The organism is Pantoea sp. Taur (assembly GCF_009830025.1).
GTDB classification, from domain to species: domain Bacteria; phylum Pseudomonadota; class Gammaproteobacteria; order Enterobacterales; family Enterobacteriaceae; genus Pantoea; species Pantoea communis.
The window spans coordinates 30,844-48,786 of the sequence record NZ_SZZZ01000017.1; the positions used below are offsets into that span (position 1 = coordinate 30,844).

Genomic DNA, 17,943 nt, shown 5'->3' on the forward strand with positions numbered 1-17,943 from the left:
ATACTTTGCATTGAGCTGTGTAAATCACACTAACCTTACGCGTTCACCATGGTGTTCCTGTTTAACTCACCCACAGTTGGATAGTCCTATGAACAATATCGATGTACTCATCGTTGGAGCAGGGCCCACTGGTTTGGTGCTGGCACTCTGGCTCACCCGACAAGACGTGTCAGTTCGAATCATCGACAAGAGTCAGGGACCGGGTGAGACATCACGAGCAATGGCCGTTCAGGCTCGCACGCTGGAGCTGTATCGCCAGTTGGATTTGGCTGAAGAGACTATCGAGGCAGGCTATAAAATGCCGGCAATGAATATGTGGGCGAAGGGAAAACCGAGGGCGCGCATTCCCCTGAAGAATGCCGGGAACGACATTTCTCCGTATCCGTTCGTGCTTGTCTTACCCCAGGACAGACATGAAAAACTGCTGGTCACCCGCCTGGAAACTGCAGGTGTTGTCGTCGAACGACAAATAGAATTCATGTCGTTCAGGGAAGAAGGCGAACAGATTGTTGCCACGATCAAAACACCTACAGGGCAAACAGAAACCTGCACTGCCACCTATCTTGCAGGCTGTGATGGTGCGCATTCCCCGGTGCGTCATCAGATTGGTAGTGACTTCGAAGGCGGTACTTACAACCATCTCTTTTACGTTGCAGATGTACTGGCCAGTGGAGTGACACCCGCCAATGAGGGACACATTGCCTTTGACAAGTCTGATTTTGTCCTGGTGATGCCCTATGGGCCGGAGCATCAATATCGTTTGATCGGCACTGTTGAAAGTGAGGAAGGGGATAAGCAGCAACACTCTTTTGACGATGTCAGTCAAAGGGCCATCAGCGGATTAGGGCTCAGTATCAAACAGGTAAATTGGTTTTCTACCTACCGTGTCCATCACAGGGTAACCAATCATTTTCGACATGGTCGTGCATTTCTGCTGGGGGATGCAGCACACGTCCATAGCCCGGCGGGAGGGCAGGGGATGAATACCGGCATTGCCGATGCGATAAACCTTGCGTGGAAATTGTCTGCGGTAATTAAAGCGCAGGCCCCTGAAACCTTGCTAGATAGTTATGAGGCGGAGCGAAAAGGCTTCGCTCACCAACTGGTAAAAACCACAGACCGGGTCTTCACTTTCATCACTGCCGCTGGCGGGTTTGCAGATTTCGTGCGTACACACATTGCACCGTCGATCGCCAGTCAGACCTATCGATATGAACGTGTACGCGAATACCTTTTCCGCGTCATCTCACAAACGACGATGAGCTATCCGGACAGTCCTTTAAGTGAGGGAAAAGCGGGAGAGGTCAGTGCGGGCGATCGCTTACCGTATATCGCTATGGGTGAGACAGACAATTATGCATCACTGAGAAAGATAGTCTGGCAATTACACATCTATGGTACAGCCACTGAAGAAGCCAGGAACTGGTGCGATCGCCATGGTGTGGAATGGCATGTCTTCCCCAAGCAGTATGCATTTGAGAAAAAAGGATTCAAACAGGATACCGCTTACCTGATTCGACCGGATGGCTATATCGGCTTGGTGGTCACTGAAAGACATGCGGAGCGTCTTTCCGCTTATGTCAGTCGTCTTGGAATACAGCGAGCTTTGTTGTTGAGGCATTGAAAGTCATCTCGCTCGTGTTACTGGCACATTCATCAGTTCATTGAGTGGCGTAGCAAGTTGCATCAACATGAGGGTGCCAACTTCGATTTGTGGGAAAAATCAGCCTATGGCGTTGGCACGGATTCAACACTGCGTCAGCCAGTTTCGGCAACAGTGTTTTAAAACGCAAGAGGAGTCGCTGCCAGCAACGCGTGACACAAAGCCTCGCCAACCGCGCTAGCAGATTGCGGGTTTTGACCGGTAATCAGCAGGCCGTCGGTCACCACATTGCACTGCCAGTTATCAGCGGGCTGGTGACGTGCACCTCGCGTTTTGAGCGCCGCTTCCAGCATAAAAGGCACTACATTTGCCATACCGACTTCCATTTCCTCGGTATAAGTGATGGCCGCCACGCGTTTGCCTTTTACCAGATACTGGCCGTTACACAGTTTTACATTGATCAGCGCTGCCGGGCCGTGGCAAACCGCCGCAACGGGTTTGCCGCTCTCATACATCTGGCGCGTCAGGTATTTCAGCACGGCATCATCGGGGAAATCCCACATCGTGCCGTGTCCGCCGACAAACAGGACCGCGCTATAATCCTCACTTTTGGCCGCCGCCAGCGGTAAGGTGTTATTCAGCCGCTGCTGAAAGCCCACGTCCTGCCAGTAGTACTGATTGATCGCATCATCTTCGATACCATAAACCGGTGGTTTTCCTCCTTTGACAGAGGCAAAGGTCGTTCGAATACCGGCTGATTCAAGCACATGTAAAGGGTGAGTCAATTCTGGCAGATAAAAGCCGGAGATTTCATGCCCGGCGACGATATCGCGAAAACTACTCAGTACCAGCAATACCGGTTTAACTGAGTGCGGCTGGACGCCATTCATAAAGGATCCTCAGAGTCTTATTCATTTTTTGCGTAGCGGATGCGCTGTGCCGGGAAATGTGCCAAACATCGCCTCGCCCAGAATAATTTGCGGCGTAAGATTGTGAAACGGTGATTTGCTTATAGCGGCAATAAGAATTCTTTATAACAGTGTGGTATGTAATGTTTGATCGCCGAAATATAATGTTTAAACACTTCCCGGAATATCAGACGCCTCGACATGAAAAAGAGCCTCCGCAGAGGCTCATAAATGTCTTAGAAGGAAGTAGTCACACCCGCATAATAAGCGCGGCCCGGTTCGTTATACGTTGAAGCGCCTTCGTTCTCGCGGTAGATCTGTTTATTCAGCAGATTGCTGATGCCAGCACTGAAGCGAAGGTTTTTGTTCATCTCATAATTTACGCCAACACCATAAATTGCATAGGCACCGACTTCCTTATCTGATAAGCCGCTCGCTTCTTTACGTATCTCTCAGCCGTGGTACGTGGATGCTGACGCCCATACATGGTCCAGCTCAGGGTGGTGGATAGGGCATCTGTCACCTGCCATTCCAGCCAGCTGTTCACGGTATATTTCGGAATCAACGATAAAGGGTTACCAGTCGATTTATATTTAGACGTGAACATGTAGGTAGCATTGGTGCGCCAGTTCAGCGTGTCTTCAATCAGCGGTAAGGTTAAGTTTCCTTCCAGACCCTGGGTCAACGCTTTACCCCCGTTTTGCCACTGATAGATATCATAGGTCGAGGAGTACCATGAACCTGCTACCGCAACGGATCCAAGAGAATCCGAGCCCGCGACAATTTTATTTTGATAGTCATTACGGAAGTAGGTCAGGCCTGCGCTGTAACCTGCATCATTCCATTGTAAACCAATCTCTTTATTTACACTGACTTCAGGTTTGAGATCGCCATTACACATCAAGTAGCAACCATTGCTGCCGCTTACGGAACATCCGTTACCACTGCTGGCGAGCAAATAACCTTCGGTTGATTGATGGAGATTCGGGGCTTTAAACACGCGAGCAATACCGGCTTTCAGTTTGATCGTGTCGGTTAAATCCTGCTGAATATTCAGGCTCGGGCTCCAGTTATGACCGAATTTATCGCTGTAATCGAAGCGCAGACCGGGGATCAACGTGGGTCCGTCGAAGGCATCAATCGTGTCTTCCAGATAGAGTGCACTCAGCTCCTGGTTGTTTTTGCTGCTGCGCTGCGCTGGGTCGCCGGAAACACCGTTAATATCAATGCCTGTCGCATCCGTTTCCTGCATCGCCGCCGGGTCGTTGAGCTGCTCTTTATTCCACTCACCCCCGATAGTTAAGGTATGGTCCACCAGCAAGTTGAAGGGAACGGTATATTCGTTGTTGATACGCCAGGTTTTATAGCGGCTGGTGTTGAAGGTATCGCTGTTGATCATCCCTTCTACTTTGCCGGTTGAACCTTCGGCCAGACGCGTATTATGCGTATCCTCATAGCTCAGCGTGAGTTTGGATTGTCCCCAATCCCAGATGCCATTGTGGATGAGGCTATAAGCCTGACGGTACATGCGGTTGGTTTCGCTGCCATATAAGGTCGGCACCAGCGTGCTGAGATTACTCAGGCTATATTGCGTATCCCCGGCGTAAATATTGCCCTGACGGCTGTAGGCATAATTGAAGTCGAGGTATTGTTGCTCGTTGATCTTCCAGTGTAACGATGTATTGATGTCACGATTTCGCACACCTTCGCGGCCAGCTGCGTATGAACCATTCTCGCTGGTATTGATATCGTAGGCATCGGCGGCCGTTTTATTGATATTGCCGTATACACGCATCGTCAGCACGTCATCAATCAGCGGGCCACTCAAACTAAAGTTCATGCGCTTGGTCGCGCCTTCATCTTTATCTTCAGGTTGATTGGTAAATAGAGAGAGTGAACCGTGCCAGTCATTGGTTGGGCGTTTGGTCACGATATTGACCACTCCTCCCATCGCGCCGGACCCGTAATGAGCTGCCGCCGGACCACGCAACACATCGATATGATCCACCATTTCAGCCGGAACCCAGTTGGTATCACCACGCGTATCGCGTTCTCCGGTGCGGCTGTAGCGTACAGCACTGCGCGAAGAAACAGGGACGCCATCAATCAGGATCAAGGTGTTTTCGGGGCCCATACCACGAATATCAATCTGGCGATTATTACCGCGGCTTCCTGTGGCACTGTTTCCAGTGAGATTAACGCCAGGCATTTTGCGAATAATATCGGAGAGATCATTGACCGGTGGATTGCACTCAAGATCCTGTTGAGTAATCAAGGATGCACCAGGTTGCTGCTTTAATACGTTCTCAGCTTTTGCATTGACGATCATATCCGTTTCATTCGTTGCGGGCTTCTCTGCCTTTTTCGCTGAAATAACTTTCGCTTTACCGCTATCATTATTATCCAGCGATAAGACGTCACTATTATCAGCCGCCAGCACATTTCCACTGTGAACGATAATTCCAATCAGAATTGAAAGAGTTGTTTTCCTTACACCAAAGACAAAAGACATATTGTTACACCAGTTTATTATTAGTTACATATCAAGTGAGGAGGAGAATAATTATCATAATCATTCTCAATATTGATGTTTTTGACACATTTAGACATGTCTGATGGTGCCTGTTTACATGTCTTGCCTCAGGTATTGCAAAAGAGGTTGCAAAGCGAGCAATCATGGAAAGATTGTGAAGGCGTGTGGCGGACGCTTTGTAGCATCCGCCACAAGATTAGAGGTGACGTTGTAGCCAGGCTAAGGCCAACTGGGCGCGGGCAGAGAGTGGCCATTCAGCCCGGTGCACTAACCAGATGGTGTCAACCAGCGCATCACCCTCAGCGGCAACCTCAATGGTTTCAGGGCGGGTAAACGCCAGTCGCGCATATCGTGGCAGAACCGCAAAACCGAGCCCGCGCGCGACCGGTTCCAGAATCAGGCCGATCTGATTACTGAATCCGCGTTGGGGGAGGTTACGAATGCCTGGGTTGCCCGGAAATAATCGACTTAATAATCGTGTCGCCATCGCCTGCCCATCGGGATGGTCGATATAACCCAGCTTTTCCAAATCGTTCCAGCCAGTCACTCGCGTATTAGCCGGTACGATCAGTTCCAGCGGTTCTTCAGCAAAAGGATGGGCCTCGAGCCGTTTATCATCCGGTTTGTGTGTGACCAGGCCCATTTCGTAACGGTTATGCAAAACCGCGTCGATCACTTCGCTATCCGGCGCAAAGCGGTGACGAACAGTGAGGTCGCGATGCTGTTCCTGTAACGACAACAGCAAGGGATAGAGCCGGAGTCCGATGCTGCCGGGCGAAATCACGCTCACTTCACCGCAGGTGGCTTCGGCATCACTCAGTCTCAGCATTAAGTGATGGTGAGCACGATCAATTTGCTGACAATAATCCAGCAGGGCGCTGCCAGCGGGCGTCAGTTCCAGGGGGCGCTTGCTCCTCAGTATCACCGGACCTAACTGCAGTTCCAGATGGCGAATATGCTGACTCACCGCCGCCTGGGTGATGCCTAATCGCTCAGCGCTGTCGGTAAAGCTCCCGAGTTCGGCCAGCGTGGCAAAAGATTTGAGCCATTGCGGGTTCATCATAATGAAATTTTATACTTCTCATAATTGATCGTCTGTTTTCATTATAACGACAGTTACGTAGCCTGTAGATCTTTTCATCTTATGAGATTGATCATGACAACTCCCTATCCGCGCACCTTTTCCCATATTGGCCTCTCGGTGACAGACCTTGATGCCGCCGTGAAGTTTTACACCGAAGTGATGGGCTGGTATCTGATCATGCCGCCTACGCAGATTGCAGAAGATGAATCCGCCATCGGTGTGATGTGCAGTGAAGTTTTCGGCAAGGGATGGGAGAAGTTTCGCATCGCCCACCTTTCCACAGGCGACCGCGTCGGTGTTGAAATCTTTGAATTCAAGGCGGCAGCAAAACCCGACAATAACTTTGAATACTGGAAAACCGGCGTATTCCATTTCTGCGTGCAGGATCCTGATGTGGAAGGTCTGGCGGAGAAGATTGTTGCAGCGGGTGGTAAGCAACGTATGCCGGTACGTGAGTATTTCCCTGGGGAAAAACCATATCGCATGGTCTATATGGAAGATCCATTCGGCAACATCATCGAAATTTACAGCCACAGTTACGAGCTGACCTATTCTGCAGGTGCGTATGTCTGAGCAGGAAATGACCCTTCCCGCCGACTGGCGAGGGTGGGTGTGGCAGGGTGGCGATAACCCGCTGGCACTGCAGGAACGCTACCTGAGTTTGTCACCGCTGCAACCGGGCGAAGTGCTGGTCAGGAATGCCGCGATAGGTTTGAATCCGGTTGACTGGAAAGTGCTCGACACCCAGAGGGATCGGGTGCCTGGCGTCGATGGTGCGGGCACGGTGGTCGCGGTTGGCTCCGATGTCGACCAGCACTGGTTGGGCAGGCGCGTTGCCTACCATCAGAATTTACAACGCAATGGCAGTTTCGCTGAGTATACCGTGCTGGCCGCGCAGGTTTTGCTGCCTATCCCGGATGGACTCGACTTCGCGACCGCCGCCGCTTTCCCTTGCCCGACACTTACCGCCTGGCAGGCAATTGAAAAGATCCCGGTTGAGCCTGGCGCGCCACTCTTGATTTCGGGAGCGGGTGGATCGGTCGGGCATTTTCTTGTGCAGCTGGCCTACGCACGTGGCTTTGAGGTCACGACGTTAAGCGGTGAACGTCACTGGTCACGTCTGCACGCGCTGGGTGCGAAGCGCTGCTACAGCGATGAGCAGCATGATGCTTCTGCCGTGAAGGAGCGCTACTTTGCTGTTATCGATGCTGTCAGCCCGGAAAAAGCAGCGCTTCTGGCGAATAACCTGATGGCGAATGGGCATCTGGTATGCATTCAGGGGCGGGTGAAAGAGTGGCCGAATCCGGCGTTTGGTCGTGCGTTGTCGTTGCATGAAGTGGCGCTCGGCGCGCTGCACCAGCATGGTAATGCACAGCAATGGCAAAGACTCACGCAGCAGGGAGAACAGATGCTGAGGCAGATTGCGCAGGGCACACTGCAAAGCGAGTTCTTGCTGCACTTCGCATGGGAACAGCTTCCGGCGCAACTGCTGGCTCTGCAGCATCGCAATTTCAGTGGTAAGCAGGTCATTCTGCTTTAGTTGAGAAAAGCGAAAGCACACTCGCTTGTCTGCACAATATCGATAGCCGGATTATGTCACTCGTAACACGGCTAATTGTTTTTAATCATTTCTCACAGCAGTGGAAGCCATTGCAGCATCCTAACATCCCCCCTGTCGGGTGCTATCTCGGCACCGTTCTTCAGTTCAGGTAATGCATTGCTTGTATCCACTCGCAGAAAGCGGTATTCACCGCACCCGTCATGCTGTATTCTGCTGCATATTGCAATATTTTGCGGTTTTGACATCGACATGCATAAAACAGCCAGACAAAAATTATTGATGGAATTGCTGCTTGAACAAGGGCAGGTGGGAATTGGGCAGCTTGTTGAAAGGTTGCAGGTTTCGGCGGATACCGTGCGTCGCGACCTGGCCGATCTGGAAAAACAGGGCCTGGCGCAGAAAAACCATGGGGGAGCCGTGGCGCTGGATTTGTCAGTGATGAATCGCCATCAGCGCAGCGCACTGATTCCCGACGTCAAAATCGAAATTGGCAGGCGAGTGGCGGAAAAAATACCGTCAGGCGCCACGCTGTTTCTGGATGCGGGCAGCACGGTACTGGCGGTCGCCACTCTGCTAAAAGGCCCTGCAACGGTCATCACCACGTCACTGGATATCGCCCATCACCTCAGTGATAAGCCGGATGTCGAACTCATTCTTTTGGGCGGCAAATGGGACAAGCAACAACGGCTGTTTTCCGGCAGCGCCACGCTATCTCTGCTTGAAAAGTATCGTGCCGACATCGCCATTCTGGGGGCCTGTGCGCTGCATGCCCGATTTGGACTGAGTGCCAGCCAGGAGGGGGATGCGGAAGTGAAGCGCGCCATGCTGGCGGCAAGCAGCGAACACTGGGTGGTGGCCGATCATATGAAGCTCAACCGTTGTGAACCCTATCTGGTCGCGCCGCTAACCGATATCCATCAACTTTTCCTTGATGCGCCCTGGAGCGAGTTTGACGTCACCGACGCTACACAGGTCAACATCACACATTCTTAATGGCAAGAGGAGTCAGAAATGAGTATTCAGAAAGAGATTCGCGTCGCCCTTATCGGCTACGGATTTGTCGGTAAAACATTTCATGCACCTTTAATTCAATCTGTTCCCGGTTTGAAGCTGCATGTTGTTTCGTCTGGCAGTGAGGAGAAGGTCAAAAAAGACCTGCCTGACGTCATCGTTCTCGACTCCCCGGAAGCGGCCATCCAGCATGCTGATATCGATTTGGTGGTGATCGCCTCGCCCAATGCGACTCATGCACCCCTGGCGAAGCTGGCATTGAATGCCGGTAAGCATGTGGTGGTGGATAAACCCTTTACGCTGGATCTGGCAGAGGCCAGAGAACTGGCGGCACTGGCCAGCGAGAAGACATTACTGCTCTCAGTATTTCAGAACCGCCGCTGGGATACCGATTACCTGGGGGTAAAAAAGGTCATCGATTCTGGCGCGATCGGTCAGGTCAAACATTTCGAGTCTCACATCGACCGATTCCGCCCGGAAGTGCGCGACCGCTGGAGAGAACACGATATTCCTGGTAGCGGCTTATGGTTCGACATTGGGCCTCATATCATCGATCAGGCTCTGCAACTTTTCGGACTGCCAGAAACCGTTTCTGGTGACATCGCCGTACTGCGTCATGGCGGTAAAAGCAATGACTGGGCGCACGTCACGCTTAGCTACCCTGAGCATAAAGTGATCCTGCATGCCAGCATGCTCGCCGCGGGTGGCGTGTCACGCTTTATCGTTCACGGAGATAAGGGCAGCGTGGTCAAACCCAAAGCCGACCAGCAGGAAGCGCAACTGATTGCTGGCATCGAACCGGGTTCCGCGACCTGGGGCGAAGATCAGGATGATTTGATGGTGTTTGACAGCAATCTGCAGGTCACGTCACTCAAAACGCCAAAAGGCGACCAGCGTCAGTACTATATCCAGGTGCGAGATGCGCTGGCGGGCAAGCAGGCTAATCCAGTTTCTCCCGCTCAGGCGATTGCCGTCATGGCGGTGATTGAAGCGGCAGTGCGCTCATCAGAGACGGGCACGGTGCAGAAACTCGCGCTGAGTGAAGCGGAAGCTGGTGCGTTTTATCAACTGAGTTAGCCGGTTGGTAGCGCTCAAGTTATCCGGGCGGGCGTTAATTTGCTGGCACAAGCGTGCCAGCGGATAAAAACGCCTCTGGCCAGATTTTAGTGCATGGAATTAATCATGCCGCGTCGGAATCTCACCCCTCCGTGCGCGGCGCGTTTGATGTCCTGAAACTTTTCGCGTGTTCTTACCCTAGGCATGAAGAGTGAAATTTGGTGACAAGAATGCACGTATAGCTACGGCCATGATTGCCTTCGAAGTTGCAACGCTCCATACCAGAGTCATCAACAAGGTGAGAAATTGACCTGATTCATATTTTGATGCATGATGACATCAGTTTTTGAATCATATGAGGTGGCGAGATGCGTACTACAGTGACAATTGATGATGTGCTATATGCTCAGGCTCTGGATATGGCCGATCCAGATATGGACAAGGCTGATATTTTCCGTGAAGCGATGAAAACGTTTGTTCGGGTACAAGCGGCAAAGCGCCTTGCTTCATTGGGTGGCGCAGCGCCTGAAATGGAAAGCATTCCCCGCCGTCGCGAGGAACCGTCTGCATAATGTCCATTCTAGTTGATACATCTGTCTGGGTAGATCATTTCAAAAACAGAAATGAAGAGTTAGTGCGGTTACTGAGCGGGGACCAGGTATTGATTCATCCAATGGTTATTGGAGAACTTGCCTGCGGCACTCCGCCAGCGCCCCGCGTGCGCACACTTCGTGACCTGATCTTGTTACCGCAATGCCACCAAGCCAGCATGAGTGAGGTGATGGCATTTATTGAAAATAAAATGCTGTACGGACACGGGTGTGGCCTGGTGGATATCACCTTGCTTGCATCTGCTCTCATTACCCCAGGAGCAATGCTCTGGACGCTCGATAAACGGCTCGTCAAGTTAGCCAATGACCTTAATGTAGGCTTTCAGCCTGTTCACTAACCTTAACTTCATCGTTAAGTTATCCCGCCCGCACAATCACAGCGAGATGAACCCGCCTTCACCGTCGCCAACATCATCATATCCAACACTAATCAAACGCGTTCCGATATTCACCGCTGCTAGTTTGGGGTTATTCAATGTCACATTGGTTGGCTGTTCCCCGGCCAAAGGGCGAGGAGCAGTCACCAAGAGATAGTGGATTGCTATAACGCTAGTGGCGGTTACGATTACCTACTCAAGATCATTGCACCCACCATATCGATGTTTCAAGACCTGATGGAGGACGATATCGGCATTGAAAAATTCGCCAGCCGTATCGTTCTCCGCCAGCCTTATCCGCAGCGTGGAGAGCCGCTTAACGTGATTGCCCATGGTGTTGCGAGCTGGAAGTAGGGATCGTCACCTTCGTTAAATCATCATTTCCCAACCTAGCGTTGAGGATGTCCAGCGCTGCTTTCTCAGCAATAAGCATTGTGCGCAGAAACTGAAAAACTATCACTGGCCAGTGTAGGTTCCTGCCTCTAAATCCCGAGGTCATCACGACATGTTTTATGTTGTTACATATCATATCGTTATGATTTCACTTCGAGGGGGTTTAGTGGGTTAGTTTTGCGGTTATTTAACAATCATGAAACTGTCGGTGTGGGCCTGGATTGAATCAGGGAATGAATCATTGGAGTGATTCAGTCAAATAAACGCCTTGAGGTCTGGGTTGTCCATTTAAAGTCTGGGAATTTAGATTAGTGCAAAAGCGAAAATAAATTCGTTATTAATTATTTCATAAACCCATCCTCAATAAATGTCTGTTGATTGGTTGCTAAGATGTTTCAATATTTGAGACAGCAAAGAAATTTAATAAGTTTCAACGCTAAGACCGATTTATTTTTACTATGTCCATCAGGGATTATCACCTCAGGTTATAAATTTATCGTTAGTTCTGTTTATTTTTCGTCATTACCGTAAATAACTTGATCGGTGAATTGTAATAATTATAATTCTCATTCGCCTTCTTGGGCGAGTGGGGAATCTGTTGCTGCGTACCACTTTCACGCTAAAACGCTTCCTACTAAATCAGTTTCGAAAATATGTTTTACAGGGAATTCTGTCTCTCATTTTGACGGAGTTGGGCGTTTGCGCATCTGAACACCCACCAGTCATCTCATTAATAAAAAATCTCAAAGGATGATAATGTCTCGTTCTTCACGTCAAGCCAGGCTATTAAAGGCAAATAATAATATCGGTGTGAGCCAAACGCTGCCGATGATCTCTTTACTGGCCTTGGTTATCGCGACTGCATTACACAGCCCGAAAGTTTCCGCTGCGGAGACCACCACTAAAGAGCAAACGCTGGAAGTCACGGCGGCAGCCGGTAGCATCAATAGCAGCCAGGACACGGACTACAACGTCCCGGTTACGCGCGCCGCCACTAAATTAGCGCTGACCGCGCGTGACACGCCGCAGTCTGTTTCTGTCATCACCAAACAGCGTATGCAGGATCAGAAGCTGGAGACGTTAACTGACGTCTTAACCAACACCACCGGCATCAGTCAGTTCAACTCTGGCGCTAACCGCAGCAATTTTTACTCACGCGGTTTTATGATCGATAACTACCAGATCGATGGCTTGCCAGCACTGATTGATAGCGCCTGGAATCTGGGTGATACCCTGTCAGATACCGCAGTTTATGACCGCGTTGAAGTGGTACGCGGTGCGACGGGTCTGATGACCGGCGCGGGCAGCCCGGCAGCGTCAGTGAACATGGTGCACAAGCAGGCAGACAGCAAAACGTTTCAGGGTAATCTGTCAGCCAGCTACGGCAGCTGGGATACCCAACGTTACGTTGCCGATCTTTCCGGTCCATTGACCGAGTCCGGCAATGTGCGCGGACGCGTGGTGGCGGGCTATCAGGATGGCGACAGCTGGCTGGATCACTACCATACGCAGAAGAAATTCCTGTATGGCACCGTCGCGGCCGATCTCACCGATTCCACCACGCTGACACTGGGGTATGATTACCAGGAAACCAACATACAAGGTGCGACCTGGGGCGGCTTGCCGACTTTCTATCTCGACGGCAGCAAAACCAACTACTCTCGCAGTACCAACCTCGCACCAGATTGGGCCTACAACAACAGCGATTCCAAAAAGGTGTTCGCCAGCCTGAAGCAGACGTTTAATAACGGCTGGGAGCTCAACCTGAGCGGCTCGCATACTGAAGCCACTATGGACAGTAAGTTGCTGTATATCGACGGTTACTTTGATAAATCGACCGGTATCGGCATTGGCCCCTATGAGGGCTATGACTTGTTAGGCGGCACCGGCTACAACACCGCAAAACGCAAAGAAGATACCGCAGACGCCTATGTCACCGGTCCGTATGAGCTGTTTGGTCGCCAGCATGAGTTAATGGCGGGTGTCACTTATATCCGCCAGCACGATCGCTACGTCAGTGCCTCCACCAGCTTCACCTCGGCAGACGTGGGTGACTTCAATGACTGGGGTAATTATCCAGAACCGGATTGGGACGACCAGGCGCTGTCACAGGATAATGTGATCCGTCAGAAATCCGCTTACTTAGCGACGCGCATTTCACTGGCCGATCCGCTGCATCTGATCCTTGGCGCGCGTTATACGCAATACAACGCCAACACGCTGACGCAGAATATGGAGAAGAACAACATCACGCCGTATGCAGGCCTGGTGTATGACATCAACGATACCTATTCCGCCTACGCCAGCTATACCTCTATTTTCAAACCGCAGACCTATCGTAATGCGCAGGGTGCTTATCTCTCTCCTGTCACCGGTAAAAGCTATGAAACCGGGATCAAAGGCGACTGGATGAACAGCCGCATCACCGCATCGCTGGCGGTGTTCCGTATCGAGCAGGATCACCTTGGCGCGACGGATTATGCGCTGGTGCCAGGCAGTACCGATTACGCTTACTACGAGCAGAAAGGCACGGTGAGTAAAGGTGTTGAATTCGAAATCAACGGTGCGGTGACCGATAACCTGCAGATGACCTTCGGTGCAACGCGCTATGTGGCGAAAGATGGCGAAGATGCCGCGCTGAACCCAACGCAGCCGCGTACTTCACTGAAACTGTTCACCAGCTATCGCCTGCCGATGCTGCAGGACCTGACTGTGGGCGGCGGCGTGAACTGGCAGACGCACACCTGGGATAACGTAGCGGGCCCAGGCGGAACCTCAACGCTGTATGCAGAGCAGGGCAGCTACGCGCTGGTGGATCTGTTCGGACGCTATCAGGTCACCAAACAGCTCTCTGTGCAGGCCAACCTGAACAACCTGTTCGACAAGACGTATAACATCGATGTTGGCAGAAACACCGTGTACGGCGAACCGCGTAACCTGTCTATCTCCGCGAACTACCGATTCTGATTTGGCTGAATTCTCCACGGAGAAAGGCCCTGTCATCATCTGATTGCTGGAACCTTCACGCCTTGTGTGCGGAGGTTCCAGCGTCACACCCTTCAGGTAAAGTTAATCCCGCAACACCTCAATGAATAATCACAAGTCTCTATACTTAACGTCATTCGTTACATTGAGGGCGTAATTTTTGACACCAGAATCTGAACATATTGATGCCATGGCCTGGCAGGAACTGAATGACGCAGCAAACGACCCTCACGCCGGGTTTCGTTATCTGAACGTCTGCACCATCAATACTGAATTAAAACCACAGGCTCGCATGATGGTGTTAAGGCGAACGGACAGTGCCCGGCGGCTTTTGGAGTTTCACACCGATATCCGCAGTGCAAAATGGCAGGAATTAGCCCTCAACCCCGCTGCAACGGTATTGGGATTTTGCTCGCAATCACGCCTGCAGTTACGTTTGCAGGGGGGGTTCAAACGATATGAACCGGCAAGCGCTCTCGCCGGGCAAACGTGGCAAGGGTTGCCAGTCTGGACGCGCAGGAGTTATTCAGGCGGGCCGCCGGGAGAAGAATGGTTGTTTCCGCACGATCAAACCCAGCATGCTGAAAGTGAGGAGAGCGGGGAAGGTGGTCAGCGCCATTTTGGTGTGTTGGTTTTTCAGGCTGAGTCGCTCGACTGGTTTCGCCTTGAGCGCGACAATAATCGCAGGGCGCGACTGACTTATTCCGCAACGGGAAGTCTGACTTCATCCACCTGGATTAACCCTTGAAGATTCTGCATCCTTCCATTCCCTCGTAATAACAGCCTCGCTTTATTATCTGTGCACCGCAAATAACAGGTTGTGGGCGATGTGGATGCTGGCGAGGGTTAACCCACGATATGAATTCGAAAATCAAAAAATGTCTTCTGTACAAACCTCTCAGACCCAACGCAATACCGTGACTCAGATCTCATTTTTCAAATCCTGACTATACTCATACCGTTCTTTACACAGTGTTAGCTGTGTTTTTAGCAACCCATGGAAGCTCAAATGCAAAATTCTTCTCCGCCCCCATCGGATGATGGCGGCTCGCTCAATTTAACCGTGCAGCAACGTCTGTTCTTTGTGGTGTTAGTCGCCACCATGGGCGCGCTGGCGTTCGGGTATGACACGGGTATCATTTCCGGGGCGCTGCCCTATATGACTTTACCGACCTCGCAGGGCGGACTTGACCTCACCCCCTTTACCGAAGGGCTGGTCACTTCTGCGCTCACATTCGGTTCAGCGTTTGGGGCCTTTGTTAGCGGGTTTGTCTCTGATCGCTTTGGCCGCCGAATCACGCTGCGCAGTCTGGCCGTGCTATTCGTTGCTGGTGCATTAGGCACCACCATCGCGCCGAATCTTGAGATCATGGTGGTGATGCGATTTATCCTCGGATTCGCCGTGGGGGGCGGATCCTCCACGGTTCCGGTGTTTATCGCTGAGATTGCGGGTCCGAAACATCGTGCGCCGCTGGTTAGCCGTAATGAGCTGATGATTGTGTCAGGCCAGTTGCTGGCTTACATCGTCAGTGCGGCGATGAGTCTGTTACTGCACGATCCGAGCATGTGGCGTTATATGTTGTCGCTGGCGATGATCCCGGGTGTGCTGCTGTTTATTGGCACCTTTTTTGTCCCGGCCTCACCGCACTGGATGGTGGCCGAAGGGCGCATAAACGAGGCGTTACGTATTCTGCGTAAATTGCGTGAGAATCCGCGCGAAATTAAAAAAGAGATGGCGGAGATGCGCCAGAACGCGCGCGAAGCCCGTCAGGGGCCGCCCGCTCGTGAACTGCTGAAAGAAAAATGGATAGTACGATTGCTGCTGCTGGGCTGTGGCATGGGGATCGTTGCACAATTCACCGGCGTGAATGCCTTTATGTATTACACACCCATCATTCTGAAAAGTACCGGTCTGGGAACCAGCGCGTCGATCGCAGCCACGATAGGCAACGGTGTGGTATCTGTGATCGCGACCTTTGCCGGCATCAAAGCGATCAGCCATTTTGGTCGCCGCCCAATGCTGATCACCGGGTTATCGGTGGTGATCGCCATGCAGCTGGCGCTGGGAGCGGTGCTGGTACTGATGCCGCACAGTTTAGTGCAAAGCTTGCTGGCGCTGGCCTGCATCCTGGTGTTTCTCTTCTTTATGCAGATGTGTATTTCGCCCGTGTATTGGCTGCTGATGTCTGAGCTGTATCCGATGAAAGTACGTGGCGTATTGACCGGTTCAGCCGTCGCTTTTCAGTGGATATGTAACGCCATCGTTGCGTTGGCTTTCCCGCCGTTGCTATCGCTGGTGGGAAATAATACATTCTTCATTTTTGCCGCCATCAACGTGGCATCGCTGGTGTTTGTCGCGGTGATGTTGCCGGAGACCCGTGGTAAATCGCTGGAAGAGATCGAATCGCACATGCGTGAACATTTTGGCGAGAGCACGACTGAAACGGCGGCTTCAGCGTAGTGGTTGAAATCGTATTATGACCCGCTGCCGACCGTGTGGCTCTTGGCTGCACGGCGGCAGCGTTCCGAGCAGTACTGCACTTCATCCCAGCAATTTTCCCACTTTTTACGCCAGGTCATCGGTTTATGACACTGCTTGCAGTAGCGGACGGGCAGGGATTTTTTGTTTCCTTTGAAGTCTTTCATATTGTGTTGCCTGCGACGAAGTGATTCAGCATCGACCAGTTAAATCAGTTCTCACTGCGTTTACCTTAATAGTGATTGTAGAACATGACCAATTTGCGCAATTAACTGGTATTCAAACCCTCCATTGAATACATTTATTCCACAATAAAAACCCGTCGCGTCTCTAACTATCTCTTTTCAAGGCGAAAGCCAGCCCATCATTCAGGAACTCATTCCATGCGTAAAACAGACCATCTTGGGGGGATAACGGCGTTCGTGGCGACGGCCCAGCACGGCAGTTTCACCGCTGCCGCCGAACGTCTGGGGCTCACCAAATCAGCTGTGGCTAAAAGTGTCGGCCGACTTGAGGCGCGACTTGGCGTTGAGCTGTTCCTGCGTTCGACCCGACGTCTTAGTCTGACACCGGATGGCGAACGATTCCTGGCGAGCAGTCAGAGCGCCATCGAGATTCTGGAGCAGGCAGAGGCTGAGCTGACATCGCATATTGCGGAACCTTCCGGACGGTTAAGGATAGATCTGCCTGCCGCGTTTGGCAGGCAGCGCATCCTACCTCATCTGCTGCGCACGCTCCGTCAGTATCCGGAACTCTCCATGACCGTGACGTTCAGTGAGCGATTTGTCGATCCGATAGAAGAGGGGGTTGACCTGGTGGTCCGTATTGGTGAACTGGCTGACAGTAGCGGGCTGATAGGACGGCGTCTGACAACCCAGAAGCTGGTTATTTGTGCCTCTCATGATTACCTGCAACGTTCTGGTGTGCCTGCTGAACCCGCTGATATGAGTCACCACCAATGTATCGTTGGCCTTCGTCGCAATGAACCGAAAATCTGGCTGCTGAAAAACAGCCTGGGGCAAGTCACGCGCTTTACGCCGCCGGCGACGCATGAATTTGCCGATGGTGATGCGATGCTGGCGGCTGTGCTCGCCGGGTGCGGATTGTCTCAGCTGCCGTTGTGGCTGGTCGGGAAATATCTTGCTAGTGGGGAACTGGTTGAAGTGCTGAGTGGACATGCAGGAGGGGAAATGCCGGTGAGTGCCTTATGGCCGAAAAGCCGTCAGCTGCTGCCTAAAATCCGCTTTATGGTGGATACGCTGGTTAAGGCAGCGGAAGAGGGATTGCTGGACTGAGTCAGCATGAGAGAAAACAATTTCGCCCCCGATCGGAGGCGAAATTT

15 protein-coding genes and 1 pseudogene are annotated in these 17,943 nt (G+C 51.8%); 12 read left to right on the forward strand and 4 right to left on the reverse strand.

All coding sequences use genetic code 11. The features are described from left to right. Positions 1 to 88 precede the first annotated feature (88 nt). The gene (locus tag FD744_RS19640) at positions 89 to 1,624 is read left to right on the forward strand and encodes an FAD-dependent monooxygenase (protein WP_160869053.1); all 1,536 of its coding nucleotides are present in this window, start codon (positions 89 to 91) and stop codon (positions 1,622 to 1,624) included. A gap of 158 nt (positions 1,625 to 1,782) precedes the next feature. On the opposite strand, the gene FD744_RS19645 is transcribed toward FD744_RS19640, so the two are convergent. The 3 genes and pseudogenes from FD744_RS19645 to FD744_RS19655 all read right to left on the reverse strand — a co-directional run bounded on the left by FD744_RS19645 (position 1,783) and on the right by FD744_RS19655 (position 6,107). Then, complete coding sequence (locus FD744_RS19645) at positions 1,783 to 2,493, reverse strand: type 1 glutamine amidotransferase domain-containing protein (RefSeq protein ID WP_160869054.1); 711 nt, start codon at positions 2,491 to 2,493, stop codon at positions 1,783 to 1,785. A 254-nt stretch (positions 2,494 to 2,747) separates the two neighbouring features. Further along, a pseudogene (locus FD744_RS19650) lies at positions 2,748 to 5,023 on the reverse strand (FepA family TonB-dependent siderophore receptor). A 217-nt stretch (positions 5,024 to 5,240) separates the two neighbouring features. Then, on the reverse strand, positions 5,241 to 6,107 hold the full coding sequence (locus FD744_RS19655; protein WP_160869055.1) for a LysR family transcriptional regulator: 867 nt from the start codon (positions 6,105 to 6,107) through the stop codon (positions 5,241 to 5,243). Between the two features lie 93 nt (positions 6,108 to 6,200). Between FD744_RS19655 and FD744_RS19660 the strand changes: the two genes are divergently transcribed. From FD744_RS19660 to FD744_RS19705, 10 genes are all read left to right on the forward strand, one after another. Beyond that, positions 6,201 to 6,701, forward strand: coding sequence for a lactoylglutathione lyase family protein (locus FD744_RS19660; protein ID WP_160869056.1), 501 nt, complete (start codon positions 6,201 to 6,203; stop codon positions 6,699 to 6,701). Continuing rightward, on the forward strand, positions 6,694 to 7,668 hold the full coding sequence (locus FD744_RS19665) for a zinc-binding dehydrogenase (RefSeq protein ID WP_160869057.1): 975 nt from the start codon (positions 6,694 to 6,696) through the stop codon (positions 7,666 to 7,668). The genes FD744_RS19660 and FD744_RS19665 overlap by 8 nt, the downstream gene beginning before the upstream one ends. A 270-nt stretch (positions 7,669 to 7,938) precedes the next feature. After that, positions 7,939 to 8,682 (forward strand): DeoR/GlpR family DNA-binding transcription regulator, encoded by a 744-nt coding sequence (locus FD744_RS19670; protein WP_160869058.1) that lies wholly within the window; start codon positions 7,939 to 7,941, stop codon positions 8,680 to 8,682. A gap of 18 nt (positions 8,683 to 8,700) precedes the next feature. After that, positions 8,701 to 9,777 carry an oxidoreductase gene (locus tag FD744_RS19675; RefSeq protein WP_160869059.1) on the forward strand — a complete coding sequence of 359 codons (1,077 nt, stop codon included), beginning with the start codon at positions 8,701 to 8,703 and terminating at the stop codon, positions 9,775 to 9,777. A gap of 347 nt (positions 9,778 to 10,124) precedes the next feature. Continuing rightward, the gene (locus FD744_RS19680; RefSeq protein ID WP_034830833.1) at positions 10,125 to 10,328 is read left to right on the forward strand and encodes a type II toxin-antitoxin system VapB family antitoxin; all 204 of its coding nucleotides are present in this window, start codon (positions 10,125 to 10,127) and stop codon (positions 10,326 to 10,328) included. Next, positions 10,328 to 10,705 (forward strand): type II toxin-antitoxin system VapC family toxin, encoded by a 378-nt coding sequence (locus FD744_RS19685; protein WP_160869060.1) that lies wholly within the window; start codon positions 10,328 to 10,330, stop codon positions 10,703 to 10,705. The genes FD744_RS19680 and FD744_RS19685 overlap by 1 nt, the downstream gene beginning before the upstream one ends. 192 nt (positions 10,706 to 10,897) lie before the next feature. After that, positions 10,898 to 11,098 (forward strand): Lrp/AsnC ligand binding domain-containing protein, encoded by a 201-nt coding sequence (locus FD744_RS19690; RefSeq protein WP_286158807.1) that lies wholly within the window; start codon positions 10,898 to 10,900, stop codon positions 11,096 to 11,098. Positions 11,099 to 11,893: 795 nt separating this feature from the next. Further along, positions 11,894 to 14,104 carry a ferric-rhodotorulic acid/ferric-coprogen receptor FhuE gene (gene fhuE / locus FD744_RS19695; RefSeq protein ID WP_202403606.1) on the forward strand — a complete coding sequence of 737 codons (2,211 nt, stop codon included), beginning with the start codon at positions 11,894 to 11,896 and terminating at the stop codon, positions 14,102 to 14,104. Positions 14,105 to 14,282: 178 nt separating this feature from the next. Beyond that, entirely contained in the window at positions 14,283 to 14,870 is a 588-nt protein-coding gene (locus FD744_RS19700; protein ID WP_237449429.1) for a pyridoxamine 5'-phosphate oxidase family protein, read from the forward strand. 261 nt (positions 14,871 to 15,131) lie between these two features. Next, positions 15,132 to 16,583, forward strand: a complete 1,452-nt coding sequence (locus FD744_RS19705) for a sugar porter family MFS transporter (RefSeq protein WP_160869061.1) — start codon at positions 15,132 to 15,134, stop codon at positions 16,581 to 16,583. Between the two features lie 14 nt (positions 16,584 to 16,597). On the opposite strand, the gene FD744_RS19710 is transcribed toward FD744_RS19705, so the two are convergent. Beyond that, positions 16,598 to 16,768: a DUF2256 domain-containing protein gene (locus tag FD744_RS19710; RefSeq protein ID WP_072017069.1), complete on the reverse strand. Its 171-nt coding sequence runs from the start codon at positions 16,766 to 16,768 to the stop codon at positions 16,598 to 16,600. Positions 16,769 to 16,984: 216 nt separating this feature from the next. Here FD744_RS19710 and FD744_RS19715 point away from each other — a divergent pair, with 216 nt between their 5' ends. Continuing rightward, positions 16,985 to 17,896, forward strand: a complete 912-nt coding sequence (locus FD744_RS19715; protein WP_160869062.1) for a LysR family transcriptional regulator — start codon at positions 16,985 to 16,987, stop codon at positions 17,894 to 17,896. Positions 17,897 to 17,943: the final 47 nt, after the last annotated feature.

What these genes read in the sequence shown, in the direction of transcription:
- FD744_RS19640 (WP_160869053.1), top strand. Translation starts at nt 89, where the DNA reads ATGAACAATATCGATGTACTCATCGTTGGAGCAGGGCCCACTGGTTTG.
- FD744_RS19645 (WP_160869054.1), bottom strand. Translation starts at nt 2,493, where the DNA reads ATGAATGGCGTCCAGCCGCACTCAGTTAAACCGGTATTGCTGGTACTG.
- FD744_RS19655 (WP_160869055.1), bottom strand. Translation starts at nt 6,107, where the DNA reads ATGATGAACCCGCAATGGCTCAAATCTTTTGCCACGCTGGCCGAACTC.
- FD744_RS19660 (WP_160869056.1), top strand. Translation starts at nt 6,201, where the DNA reads ATGACAACTCCCTATCCGCGCACCTTTTCCCATATTGGCCTCTCGGTG.
- FD744_RS19665 (WP_160869057.1), top strand. Translation starts at nt 6,694, where the DNA reads ATGTCTGAGCAGGAAATGACCCTTCCCGCCGACTGGCGAGGGTGGGTG.
- FD744_RS19670 (WP_160869058.1), top strand. Translation starts at nt 7,939, where the DNA reads ATGCATAAAACAGCCAGACAAAAATTATTGATGGAATTGCTGCTTGAA.
- FD744_RS19675 (WP_160869059.1), top strand. Translation starts at nt 8,701, where the DNA reads ATGAGTATTCAGAAAGAGATTCGCGTCGCCCTTATCGGCTACGGATTT.
- FD744_RS19680 (WP_034830833.1), top strand. Translation starts at nt 10,125, where the DNA reads ATGCGTACTACAGTGACAATTGATGATGTGCTATATGCTCAGGCTCTG.
- FD744_RS19685 (WP_160869060.1), top strand. Translation starts at nt 10,328, where the DNA reads ATGTCCATTCTAGTTGATACATCTGTCTGGGTAGATCATTTCAAAAAC.
- fhuE (WP_202403606.1), top strand. Translation starts at nt 11,894, where the DNA reads ATGTCTCGTTCTTCACGTCAAGCCAGGCTATTAAAGGCAAATAATAAT.
- FD744_RS19705 (WP_160869061.1), top strand. Translation starts at nt 15,132, where the DNA reads ATGCAAAATTCTTCTCCGCCCCCATCGGATGATGGCGGCTCGCTCAAT.
- FD744_RS19710 (WP_072017069.1), bottom strand. Translation starts at nt 16,768, where the DNA reads ATGAAAGACTTCAAAGGAAACAAAAAATCCCTGCCCGTCCGCTACTGC.
- FD744_RS19715 (WP_160869062.1), top strand. Translation starts at nt 16,985, where the DNA reads ATGCGTAAAACAGACCATCTTGGGGGGATAACGGCGTTCGTGGCGACG.